10 protein-coding genes and 1 pseudogene are annotated in these 11,903 nt (G+C 39.4%); 5 read left to right on the forward strand and 6 right to left on the reverse strand.

Annotated features, from left to right (window positions below; all coding sequences use genetic code 11):
- Positions 1–510: 510 nt before the first annotated feature.
- On the reverse strand, positions 511–1,833 hold the full coding sequence (locus EV690_RS00005; protein WP_165872605.1) for a methyl-accepting chemotaxis protein: 1,323 nt from the start codon (positions 1,831–1,833) through the stop codon (positions 511–513).
- A gap of 750 nt (positions 1,834–2,583) precedes the next feature.
- Positions 2,584–3,213, reverse strand: coding sequence for a LysE family translocator (locus EV690_RS00010; RefSeq protein WP_131910898.1), 630 nt, complete (start codon positions 3,211–3,213; stop codon positions 2,584–2,586).
- An 843-nt stretch (positions 3,214–4,056) separates the two neighbouring features.
- Here EV690_RS00010 and EV690_RS00015 point away from each other — a divergent pair.
- The 5 genes and pseudogenes from EV690_RS00015 to EV690_RS00035 all read left to right on the forward strand — a co-directional run.
- Entirely contained in the window at positions 4,057–4,296 is a 240-nt protein-coding gene (locus EV690_RS00015; protein ID WP_131910899.1) for a FeoA family protein, read from the forward strand.
- Between the two features lie 15 nt (positions 4,297–4,311).
- Positions 4,312–4,545 (forward strand): FeoA family protein, encoded by a 234-nt coding sequence (locus EV690_RS00020; protein ID WP_131910900.1) that lies wholly within the window; start codon positions 4,312–4,314, stop codon positions 4,543–4,545.
- Between the two features lie 17 nt (positions 4,546–4,562).
- Positions 4,563–6,887 (forward strand): Fe(2+) transporter permease subunit FeoB, encoded by a 2,325-nt coding sequence (gene feoB / locus EV690_RS00025; protein ID WP_131910901.1) that lies wholly within the window; start codon positions 4,563–4,565, stop codon positions 6,885–6,887.
- Positions 6,888–6,962: 75 nt separating this feature from the next.
- On the forward strand, positions 6,963–7,187 hold the full coding sequence (locus EV690_RS00030) for a FeoC-like transcriptional regulator (RefSeq protein WP_131910902.1): 225 nt from the start codon (positions 6,963–6,965) through the stop codon (positions 7,185–7,187).
- Between the two features lie 310 nt (positions 7,188–7,497).
- Positions 7,498–7,764: pseudogene (locus EV690_RS00035) on the forward strand (transposase); the annotation flags it as partial.
- Between the two features lie 6 nt (positions 7,765–7,770).
- Here EV690_RS00035 and EV690_RS18660 read toward each other — a convergent pair.
- The 4 genes from EV690_RS18660 to EV690_RS00055 are packed head-to-tail and all read right to left on the reverse strand — an operon-like array spanning position 7,771 to position 11,692.
- A complete protein-coding gene (locus EV690_RS18660; RefSeq protein WP_131910903.1) occupies positions 7,771–8,241 on the reverse strand; it encodes a Mov34/MPN/PAD-1 family protein in 471 nt (156 codons plus the stop codon).
- The gene (locus EV690_RS00045; RefSeq protein ID WP_165872607.1) at positions 8,234–10,078 is read right to left on the reverse strand and encodes a ThiF family adenylyltransferase; all 1,845 of its coding nucleotides are present in this window, start codon (positions 10,076–10,078) and stop codon (positions 8,234–8,236) included. The genes EV690_RS18660 and EV690_RS00045 overlap by 8 nt, the downstream gene beginning before the upstream one ends.
- Positions 10,071–11,222, reverse strand: coding sequence for a ComEC/Rec2 family competence protein (locus EV690_RS00050; RefSeq protein WP_131910905.1), 1,152 nt, complete (start codon positions 11,220–11,222; stop codon positions 10,071–10,073). The genes EV690_RS00045 and EV690_RS00050 overlap by 8 nt, the downstream gene beginning before the upstream one ends.
- Positions 11,222–11,692: a hypothetical protein gene (locus EV690_RS00055; RefSeq protein ID WP_131910906.1), complete on the reverse strand. Its 471-nt coding sequence runs from the start codon at positions 11,690–11,692 to the stop codon at positions 11,222–11,224. Before EV690_RS00055 ends, EV690_RS00050 begins: the two co-directional genes overlap by 1 nt.
- Positions 11,693–11,903 lie beyond the last annotated feature (211 nt).

Consider the following 11,903-nt stretch of genomic DNA (forward strand, 5'->3'; position numbering starts at 1 on the left):
TTGTGGAGAATAACTACACGGCACAACGTTTGCCTTGCCTAAATCCCTCTCAGATTTCTGCAAAACTAATCACAAAAGGTCAACAGTCCCTAGAAGTATCCACCATCTTAACCTATGGAAATACCGAAATGAGTTCTAATGTTTTGTGACTTAAAAGCTGTATAAGATTAACGTATACAGTGTGTTAATGATATCTATATTCAATATAACGATGAAAAGCCCAATTGAATGAGCATGTATAAATTCTCTAAATATTGAATCTGGAATGTGATGATCTGAGTATATAGGAGTGTACTACTTACAAATCGATATATCAGTTGGAACTTGATGAATCATAACCAATTCGGTTTATTCTGGTAGAAAAAAATATTAACTCAAATAGGCAGATCAAACTCGACTTTACGACGCATACCGAAGCATGCGTCAGAAACGGCCACTTGTTATGATCCAATCGCCTAAGCTCTGAAAGTCCAATATATTCTCTGAGTATATTAGACCTCTTGCTTTATGTTATGACACATTCTTAACCTCAATAAGGTTCACATCTTTCTTGGTTGCGTCATCGATTAGTCCGTCAATTTTTCTCATATTTTCGAGCTGTGCTTGGAGTTTTATTGAAAGCTCTCTCAACTCAGTGGCAGAAATAGAAGTCTCTTCCGCCGACGCAGCCGTTGAGTGAACCACCCCATCAATATCTGATATTCCCTGATTGACCTGACTCAATCCCATCGCCTGACTTTTCGATGCACTATCTATTTCTCCAATCGTGTTGGAGATAGCGGCCACGTGCTTAACAATCTCACTCAATGCACTCACACATTTTTGCGATATTGCATTCCCCTTTTCAACATTTTCTACAGATGAACGAATATACTGCGCCGACTCACTAGCGGCCGTGGTACTACGCTCTGCAAGTTTTCTGACTTCATCTGCTACTACGGCAAACCCGCGCCCCATCTCACCTGCCCTAGCAGCCTCGATAGAAGCATTAAGAGCCAATAAATTAGTCTGAGAGGCGATATCGTCAATGACATTAATAATGTCACTAATTGCTTCGCTTGAGAGATTAATTTCCTGCATCGCTTGCTCAAGTTCTCTTATTTCATTGGCAGCCATGGTTGCAGCTTGCTGAGCTTCAGACGAGACAGCACTAGCCGCAGATGCACGTTCGGCATTGTCATTGGCCTGGGAAAGAATTTCATTAATCGAGTTCCCGATTTGGCTTATAGAGGTCGCTTGTTGAGTTGACCCTTCTGTCAACGCATGACTGGCAACCGTAAGGTCATTTGCTCCAGCGGTGAGGCTTTCACTGATATCATCTACGTCTTTGTAAACCGCTTTTAGCGCAACTTTTTCTGAGACTTCCTGTACATATTCAACATGTCCTATCTTTTTGCCATCTAATCCGTTGATGTAAAAAGTGTCTACACGAAAATCTTTCCCCCATTGATGAAAGGAGGTGACCTGTTTGCCATTTCTTAAGCAGTTCACACCACAATCTTCGGTGTTACAGATATTTGCTCCCCAATTGGAGCAGTGCTGCCCAAGTACGCTCTCTCGTTTGACTCCCAGTGGATCGGTGGCAGCTCGATTGACAAACGTCCACTTCATATCCATGTCAGTAACAGAGAGTGGATTTGGGATAACATCAAGGATCTGTTCATAAAAGTTGAATTGTTCTCTTGCTAAGCGTTCCATTTTTATCAGACAACCTAACCCCACTGCCGTCGTAACAACCAAAATCAGTAGGTTTGCATTTTCTATCGCGAATAGTAAGGCAACTACTATAGATACAGTGTTGATAATTAGTGCCAGACGGTAATACTTTTTCATGCCTTTCCCTCTATCGCATAATTCCACAATCATGATAACTTTAATACTAGAATACATTTACTATGTTAACTGGTAATAATTAGCTGAATTGCCCCAGAGACCGCAACAAGCTTATTCCTCCCCTTTTGCTACATCTCAACTCGAACACTATTCCAGCACACCGCCTTATCCCCTCACGTTAACTTGTTGCTCGCAACAGCCTATCACCAATGTGTTAAACCGGATCAGCAACCAAGTGCATGGAGTTTGTCATCAATCAGTAACTATAGACGTCTAAATCCAGAACCGCCTACTTCTTTAACTTATTTAGGTAGTAAACGTAGTCGCGATCTTCGATAAAAATGATCTGGTGAGTATGTCATGTTGAACTATATGCTGCGGTAGGTTGTGTACAATGGGGCTTGCTTGGCGAGACTTTTGACCACTCTTTGCCGACAGATCCTTCAGCGTCAAAGGATTGCACTTGGCTGCAGACCACTGAGAAAGCTTATAGACGAATACCTGAGAACGTAGCAGCGACAAAAGAACTGCAATCACTTTCACTGCCTAGGATGTCCCAATTTGATGAGCTAAACCGAGTATAAAACACAGCCAATGCAAAGCTCATAAGGGAGATAACGATGTGCAGAAAACCCCCTCCAGAAAGATGCAGTATAATTTCCCATGTAATCAGAGCTTTCAATTCAGAGGCCTAACAACTAGGCTTCGCGTCACTTCAAAACACCAGCATGCGTCAAGCAATAGTTAGCTTTAAGCCGCTGGACGTTTGGCCAGCAACGCCCAAATTCCTGCGACTAAAAGTAGAGACCCACCAGCAAAATGAAACCTGCGTTGTGCCTTGGGCAACGCGAGCAGCCGACGCGCAAAGGATGCGAAAACCGTGTAAAGCGTCGCATTGATAATCGCTAAAACAACAAAAGTGACAGCAAATAACCACATTTGGAATACCCCGTTTGCACTCGGTGTAATAAATTGAGGCAGAAAAGCCACGAAGAAAACGATGCCTTTAGGATTAAGCGCAGTAACCAAATAGGTGTTGGCAAACAACTTCAAACGCGACGAATCGGACACTGGCACCACCATGTCGGTAGGAGATAAGCCGGCCCGAAACAACTTAATGCCAAGATAGAGCAGGTATAAGCCGCCCACTACTTTTACCACAGTAAACCAAAAAGCAGATACTGCGAGTAACGTCCCCAAGCCAACAAGCGAAGCAAACAATGCGGTGGAATCACCCAGCGCAACAGCGGATACCAAAGGAATACTGGCACGACGACCGTGAGTAGCTGAATAGCTTATGACAGTTAAAATTGTCGGACCAGGAATCACTAGTAAAACCGCCGACGCGGCAACGAAAGCAAACCAAGACTCAATGACCATCCGATGTTATCCTTCTTGAAGTTGGCATTAGTATATTGTACACGCTCAAAAAACTACCAGCGCACTTTACCTAGGGACTGCTGATGTATCGTGATTTTAGGGTCCATTAAACAACAAAATGTGCATAAATGGCTACAAAATGTACTCTATTTTCTATCTACGAAGAAAATACTGTGTATTTGCACAGGATTTTGGGGGTTGGAGCTACTTATATGACTCATTATCTCTTCTTTAAAAGATATTCGGCAAAATTTGCCGCCATCATCTACACAGTCCATCTTTAAAAAGAGCACTATATAGGGCAATTAAACCAGAAGAGATATTTTATCGGCCATGCTTTCGCTACTGCATTGTTTGTATAGATTTAGGGAACCTCTGGGACAAATTCAGTGAATAAGCTCTAGCAAGCAAGTTACCCGTCTGGCGAACAAAGGACTCCCTCTTTACAATGCTTTTTATCGAATTTCGCTCACTTGTATCTTTCTAAATAATATCGAAGTAACAATCACCTCGGTACCATTCACCGCAATATAAAAAGCGCTACACCGCCTTCATACATTGTCGCGGATAGCGGCCATGTCATTAATAACCTACATGTATACAAACCGCGATGTCAGTGGAGGTGAATTGATGGAGACAGCATGGATATTTCATCTTTGACAAAATTCCGTCATAGAGTCAATAAACCATCACAGCACTAATCAATTAGTAATAATAATTATTATTTTTATAACCGCATAGTCAAACTATCTTCGTTTTGCTTGATTAATATCAATTCACCAAAATTATAAAAAAAATAACATTAATGATAATCACTATCAATTGTATTTGTATTTTATAGAAATGAACATTCAGCCTCTTAATCAAGTTTCTGTCGGTGAGCCTGTCAGGGTCGTTCGAATCACCTCACTCGACACCCAATTATCAAACCGCTTAAAGCAGATGAATATTCGATTGGGAAGTTCTTTAAAAATCATGCAATTAAATGATTTAGAGCCACTTCTTGTGGCCATTGGAGATGCACGAGTCGCAATAAATTACGAGTTAGCAGGTTCAATTATGGTCCTGCGCTCAACTCGTTAAAGTAAAGGAATAGCAATGGCAAATTTAGGAGATATATCCAAAGGATTAACAGGTGTTATCAAAGGCTATGCGCAGGGATCTGCTCAATATCGCAAGCATCTCTTAGCATTAGGTTTAACCCCCGGCACCTTATTTAGAGTCACTCGGATAGCCCCTTTGGGGGATCCCATTGAAATTAAGGTGAGAGGTTGTGCAATTAGTCTTCGTAAAGCCGAAGCAGCTGTGATTTCTGTAGAAGTACATGATTAATCAGAGGGAACTGAATTATGTCGAATGAGTTAACATTATGTGTTGTAGGCAACCCAAACTGTGGGAAAACAACATTATTTAACCGCCTAACTGGGGGGCGTCAAACAGTAGGAAATTGGCCAGGCGTCACTGTAGACAAAAAAGTAGGGACAGTCAAAATAGACGGTAAACCAGCGACACTCGTGGATTTGCCGGGCATTTACTCATTATCACCGAATGACTCATCATCAGAAGATGAACGCGTTGCCAGAGATTACATCTTGTCTGGTGAGCCGCAATTAGTTTTAAATATTATCGATGCCGCAAACATGGAACGGAATCTCTATCTGACCTTACAGTTAATCGAGATGAAAGTACCGTTAATTGTAATCGTCAATATGATGGATATTGCTAAAAAACGGCGACTTATTTTAGATCTTGACCAATTATCAAAAAATTTAGGCTGTCCTGTGCTAGGACTCAGTGCAACACGTAATAAAGGAATCAAAGAGCTGCTTGGGGATTGTTCTAAAATGCTAAAACACCCCCAAATTCCCACCGCTGAGGTTGCCTACCCAGAACCCGTTACTCACAGCTTAAAAGAAATTGAGAAAATTTTAGAGGGTGAAAACATCACTAATGCCCACTGGCATGCGGTCCAGTATCTTGAATTCTCAGCCATATCAGAGACGATATCGAACCAAGCCAGTGATTCGCTTAATACACAACGCAGCGCAATTGCAAAACAATTTGACGACGAGCTCGATATTTATATGGCCGATGCTCGATATCAGACCATTTCAGAGGTTGTACAAAGTGTTATTGACCGCCGCGGCGAAGTTTCACAAACAGCGACAGATAAAATCGATAAAGTCGTATTAAATCGATTATGGGGAATCCCCATTTTCCTTGCCATTATGTATTGCATGTTCTTATTTACGATTAACATAGGCAGTGCTTTTATCGATTTTTTCGACATTCTGTTTGGCTCTGTACTCGTTGATGGGCTTGGTCATTTATTAACAGTCATTGGATTCCCCCAGTGGCTCGTGGTCATTGTCGCTAATGGAATAGGCGGCGGGATCCAGACCGTTTCTACTTTTATTCCAGTCATTGGGTGTTTATATCTGTTTTTATCCTTTTTGGAAGATTCAGGATATATGGCTCGGGCTGCTTTCGTCATGGACCGCTTTATGCGCGCTATTGGTCTCCCCGGGAAAGCGTTTGTTCCGTTGATTGTCGGGTTTGGCTGTAATGTTCCAGCGGTAATGGCAACCCGAACGATGGAGAATAAACTAGATCGCATTGTCACAGTGATGATGGCGCCATTTATGTCATGTGGTGCTCGCCTGCCCGTCTATGTCCTCTTTGCTACAGCCTTTTTCCCCCATAATGGTCAGAACTTGGTATTTAGCTTATATATTATTGGGATCTTCGCCGCCGTATTGACTGGCTTTTTACTGCGTAGAACGGCCTTAAAAGGAGCTATTTCATCTTTTGTTATGGAATTACCGCCTTATCACATTCCAACCTTAACAGGTGTGTTGATCCGCACTTGGGAACGTCTAAAAAACTTCATGCTCAGAGCTGGTAAATTGATTGTCATCATTGTCACTGTATTGAGTTTTTTAAACTCAATTGGTACCGATGGTAGTTTTGGTCATGAAGACTCACAAAGTTCAGTATTATCGAAAATAGGCCAAACTATTACGCCGGTGTTCCACCCAATGGGTATGCAACAAGATAACTGGCCTGCTGCGGTTGGGATGTTTACAGGAATATTCGCTAAAGAAGCCGTCGTTGGAACATTAAACTCGCTTTACTCTTCACTAGCGGATCAGCAAAATGCCGCTACCAATACGACTGATGAGCCAGCACAAGCACCTGCGGTAATGGATGGCGTAAAAGATGCCTTTGCAAGTATCCCTGCCAATCTATCGGAACTAGGAGCTTCGTTACTCGACCCGCTAGGGATCCAAGTTGGCGATTTATCAGATAAATCAGCGGCTGCACAAAATGAAGAGGTCGATGTGTCCACGATAGATATGCTCAGCCAGCTATTTAGCGGAACACTCGGTGCTTATGCCTATCTATTGATGGTTCTATTATATATTCCATGTGTGGCAGCTATTGCAGCAATTTGGCGTGAAGTTGGTACTCGCTGGACAATATTTGCAGCCTGCTGGACAACCGGACTAGGTTACGGATTAGCGGTCGTTGTCTACCAGCTTGGAACGTTTACCCAACATCCTGGATATTCAGTCAGTTCAATTGGGTTAGTCATTATTATTTTAGGCGCATTCCTAGCCTGGATTACTCGCTCGTATAAGACAATATCAATGAATCAAGCACAGCATGCTTAAGCGCATATCAAATCTGAGTTACAGCCTAAACAATGGCTGTAACTTGGTAGCAATGAGTTGTAGAGGGTAAATTTTATGAGCCTACTCGAGCTAAGAAAATTTGTGAAAGAACATCAAAAAACTTCATTAAATGATTTAAAGACTCATTTTAAAGTGGATGGGGAGCAAATTGATGCCATGATGCAGATCTTTGTGGAAAAAAATCAGATTAAGCGTGAGGAGTTACAAAGCAGCTGTGGTTGTAGTTGTACTTCCTGTCACCAAAATCGTGACATTATATATTATTGGAATTTACTATAAGTAAATGGAATGATTTTATCAGGTGCGAGTACTATTTATAGATGCGCCTGATTCCATATTAAGTGATTTCAGTCTAATTACTAATTCGGTATTTATTACGAATAACATGAAAAGATGTTGCTTTACTCATAGCATTAACCAACTCCCCCATTAAAATTTAGTCGGTTATATTCTCCCCCACCCCATAAAGCGAGCTTTCTGGTTTAACTACTAAGATTACATTACTTAGAGGATTTACTAGTGTCCACTTTCCCTAAACTGAGACAAATTTAAATGGAGTTTTCTACATTAATAGATGTAGGAGAGAACCATGAAACAATCTCGATTTACTGAAACTCAGATCGTCAATATCCTCAAAGAAGCGGATGCGGGGATGAAAGTGGAAGACATTTGTCGCAAACATGGCATGAGTTCGGCCACCTATTATAAATGGAAATCAAAATACGGCGGAATGGACGCATCAGAACTGCGACGAATGAAAGAGTTAGAAGATGAAAATACCAAACTCAAACAATTATTTGCTGAAGTAAGTTTGGAAAATAAGGCCATGAAGGAGCTCTTCGCAAAAAATGAGTTAATCACTTTAGTTTCGTGGAATACATTGATGGATTTTAGTTCCATTCGTAAGGCAAACATAGAATTTATTAGAGTCTTCATCTATTCCCACTATGATGTGAAGCATGAAGTTCAAATTGTGTTTAGATTTTAAGAAAATATCTTTTATACTTTGAACATCTTGTGGGGACGGCTGTGGTTTATCTTGAGGATGAGAATGCCAGTCACCAATGTAATGCAATCCTTTTTTAAAACAATGAGATATTGTCTTTTGCGCAGAAGACTTATCATGCTTAAAAAATAACTGACGTCTTAAATCTAATTTACTTGGTGCAGAAACATGAGTGATATATACAATATTTTCTGACGTGAGTGGTGAGAATAGTAAGCCGCCAGATTCGAAACCGTTTTTTATTTGTCGATTGGCTAATAATATATCTAGTGCTTGCTCTTCTATCCGGATTATTATCCCAGTTTCCTTGTCTTCAAAATTACACATTTTTCCCCCTAATCTGCCAACTGTTACCCAGATAACAGAGATCCAGAATCTTTGAACCTAAATCGATGTGAAAGCCATACTGCTCCCAACAATTGTTCCATTTACCACCTAGCTTCAATAAGTCATCAGTGTCACCAAACCAAATTGAGTGGCTAGCTTTTAGATTTAAGATATCTTCGTCATTACTCATGAGAATAGATATGATTTTTTTTGCTGCGATAGAGTGAACATGGCCAATCTCTATAGCACCGTACGGTTGGAATTCACCGGCACAAGCGGGAATTTTAATGATAGTTCCGCTTGGCCAACAAGTAGCTGTATTTTTCATTATGCCTACTTGGTGACCACAGCAATGATGTAGCCGATTGAATGCGTCTGATCGAGGTGGGTTTACTATTACATGACCAGCCATCGCGTGAGCTTCTACAAATGAGAATACTATTGGATAAAACTCTTCAGATTGAAGTTTTAAAAGTTGCTGATCTGAGTACCAATTTCCAGTTGCGCTAAATATTAAATCTGCGTTATCCAGATGGTTTCGAAATTTATCACAATAGCTAAACTTTTCATTAATTGCTTTAATATTTACGTATGGAAATTCTTTACATAGTTTGTCTTTTAGAGCTAACGCTTTATTTATATTGTGATAATTAAAACCTAATTCATGGCGACTAAAGTTCTCTGATTGAAGAGATTCTCCGTCAATCAATATTAAATTACACACGCCAGATTTTACTAATAGACGAGCCACACTGGAGCCAATAGAACCACATCCAATAATCGCAACAGTATGTGAGGCAATTGAGTCTCTATCTGCATTTCTGTCTCTACCTACAACCCAAGATGGATCTGTACGTTTAATTAGCCTACCACGAACAGTCATGTTTCGAGTTCGTTCTAAGATAACTTTTAATGGTATTCGATCTCTAAACCCATCAATTGGAGACTTTCTCCCATTACGGCTAAATAGGTTTTTATCAAATCTAAGGCCAACTAGAGCTTGTCCTTCATCGGTTGTAAATGATAGTAATATTTCAGGGCTTGATATTGATTTATTTGATAGTGTTTCTGCGATTAATGCCATGACTTTATTTGACTCGTCTTCAAATTCTTTGATCATGATATCATTTAGATCTTTGACTGTTTTGGGATAGTCTTTTGGGTGAATAGCATTTTTACAGAATATAATTGCTGAATTACCTATTCTGGAAATTACTCTTTTTCTTAATTTTATATCCTTATTATTTTCACTTTTTGGCAATTTATTTTGATTATCTAGCCATTTAACAATTTGCTCTCTTGTATCACCAAAAACATATTCATCATTAGAAAAACGATAACTATATATTAATCTTGAAAGTACATTATTAGGGCTTAACAGTGAGATATCATTTGAGTTTAATTGACTATGATAGTACCAATAACTTAGAAATTCATCTTCAAAATGTTTGTTGATTTTACCCTTTAATGCATTATCTAAAAGTTCAACTACAGTGTATAAAAGCCAAGTTATATATTCAAAATTATTAAGGTCAAGAATATAACGAGAAGGTAGCACACATAGTTCTCCATCTGACTCGAGATGAGGGAAACTTAGAGGCTTGAGCTTTGGTTCTGATAATACTACTGAGGGTGGGGATTGGTTAGGTAGGTTTTCAAAAAGAAACCTTATTAAAACAGATTGCCCGTAGTATTCTAACTGAGTATCGATTTCCCAGCCGGCAATATACTTTCGAACTTTGTAAGAATTTAGTTCGAGTGTCGAGAGTTTTCTAGCTCCAAAAGGAGCTAGAAAACTCTCGACACTATCAAACAAGGCATTTGTAGCCTTAGGCATATCCTTTTCCACCATTTCTGTTTACCGCATTATCTGGGGCGTTGTTGTTTTGAGTGAATGATGTAGCAGGGATAAGCTTCAAGCCATTTCCATTTATTTCAATTACTAATGGTATATTTTTACCGGATTTCTTATGGTCATCTACACATTTGAAGCTACCTGAAACATTATCAAGGATATTTTCGTATTCATTTTTAGCTCTATAGGCAGGCGGATCATTCTGATCATCTTTAATCGTATTGCTGCTAGAAATAATAAAAGCTTTATCCTTTGCATTCCCTATTGCTTCGACTGCCTTATCTGATACTTCAGCATTATCCCCTTTCTCTGATAGACTATCATGTGAGAGCGAATGCCAAGAACAGTGATGAGGCGTTTGTAGTATGTCATATTCCAAAGCTTTTCTATTGCTCTGTGCATCTAGTCTATCGAGCAGAGCTTCCCAACAAACGACTTCAGCATCTCCAGCACTTAGAAAATTGGCAACTACTTCTTCCCCCTTTATCTCATAATTAAAAATCACACTTGAATGATTTTTTCCAAGCTTTTCTTCACTTTCATCTAAATCTGATTTGGGGGTAGGACTAAGTAATTTAGCTGAGAAGTCGTTCACTTGTTTTCCGTTTATTTTTGTAATTGTTGCATCGAGTTCTAAAACAATTTCAGAAATATCCTTTGTTTTGTCCCCTTCATCTTGCCCTAGAATGTAAACATAGTTGCCAGAGGACATTTCTTTATCTTCTTTAAATTTATTTACTCGTCTTTTAACTTCTTTATTTAAAGCTTTAGCAGCTTCACATAACTTATGTGTCTTGCTGGCCCTTCGATAGACTAGTGGGCTTGACCATATTTCGTTAATGAAAATGAGGTCTTTTTCAGCATTCCAATTTTCTGGAGTTTCTAAATGAAAATGATCTTGTATACCTTGACAGTGATCTTCATCTGGATGACTCCAAACAAAGAGGTCAATATATAATCTTTTGTTAGAATCTCTATCAAGTTTGTCTCTAAGCATAGTTAGTACGTCAGGAAGATCATTTCCTTTTCTAATGCGACAATCAATCAGAATCTTTTTATTGGATTCGGTCTCGATTAGCGTCATATCTCCATTTCCTACTGGAAAAAATGTAATTTTAGCAACCATTATTCATCCTTGTTTTCTGTTGTGTTTTTTTTGGAACTTCTAGATTTCTCTATACCAAACAATGACTTACCAATATTCTCAACTTTCTCCATAAATTTATCAACATTTAATCCAGCGAAAAAGGAAAATGCTAAGTAGCCAAAGTCTCCAGAGCTTCCATTTTGCGTGGCGTCAAGCACAACTAATCCAGCTTTCAAAAAAAGAAAAGCAACTAAGCCACATATGGTGCTCGTAATGGGTCTAATGTAGTACCAAACTTCCCATTCTGAGCTCCACTGATTGCGAACGCACTTGTTTAAGTATACCGCTCGAAGGCAGTATAGTATTCCACCTAGAGCTGAAACCATCGCACATTTTAAAGCAAGTTCTATCCCACTGATTTCATTTGGTAACCCAAACGTTTGTAGCCCCATGAACCCAGTAGCTAAAAGGATTAAAGTTACTAGTAAATATGCAATTACTGTTTTCATTCATTGTGGCCTTCTAATACTTACTTATACGAATATACACCATCTTGATAGACATTTTGATTCATATTGAATGTATTATCAAAGACTAGACTGTATAGTTGTTAAATACGTCAGTTATGGCAAACTTTGGGGCAAAGAAGGGTCAGCATAAAGCTGGACATTTATGATAAAAATGCCAGCTCATCGTATGATACTTGAAGAATTTATCGAC

The organism is Celerinatantimonas diazotrophica (genome assembly GCF_004339545.1).
GTDB lineage: Bacteria > Pseudomonadota > Gammaproteobacteria > Enterobacterales > Celerinatantimonadaceae > Celerinatantimonas > Celerinatantimonas diazotrophica.

What these genes read in the sequence shown, in the direction of transcription:
- EV690_RS00005 (WP_165872605.1), bottom strand. Translation starts at nt 1,833, where the DNA reads ATGAAAAAGTATTACCGTCTGGCACTAATTATCAACACTGTATCTATA.
- EV690_RS00010 (WP_131910898.1), bottom strand. Translation starts at nt 3,213, where the DNA reads ATGGTCATTGAGTCTTGGTTTGCTTTCGTTGCCGCGTCGGCGGTTTTA.
- EV690_RS00015 (WP_131910899.1), top strand. Translation starts at nt 4,057, where the DNA reads ATGAACATTCAGCCTCTTAATCAAGTTTCTGTCGGTGAGCCTGTCAGG.
- EV690_RS00020 (WP_131910900.1), top strand. Translation starts at nt 4,312, where the DNA reads ATGGCAAATTTAGGAGATATATCCAAAGGATTAACAGGTGTTATCAAA.
- feoB (WP_131910901.1), top strand. Translation starts at nt 4,563, where the DNA reads ATGTCGAATGAGTTAACATTATGTGTTGTAGGCAACCCAAACTGTGGG.
- EV690_RS00030 (WP_131910902.1), top strand. Translation starts at nt 6,963, where the DNA reads ATGAGCCTACTCGAGCTAAGAAAATTTGTGAAAGAACATCAAAAAACT.
- EV690_RS18660 (WP_131910903.1), bottom strand. Translation starts at nt 8,241, where the DNA reads ATGTGTAATTTTGAAGACAAGGAAACTGGGATAATAATCCGGATAGAA.
- EV690_RS00045 (WP_165872607.1), bottom strand. Translation starts at nt 10,078, where the DNA reads ATGCCTAAGGCTACAAATGCCTTGTTTGATAGTGTCGAGAGTTTTCTA.
- EV690_RS00050 (WP_131910905.1), bottom strand. Translation starts at nt 11,222, where the DNA reads ATGGTTGCTAAAATTACATTTTTTCCAGTAGGAAATGGAGATATGACG.
- EV690_RS00055 (WP_131910906.1), bottom strand. Translation starts at nt 11,692, where the DNA reads ATGAAAACAGTAATTGCATATTTACTAGTAACTTTAATCCTTTTAGCT.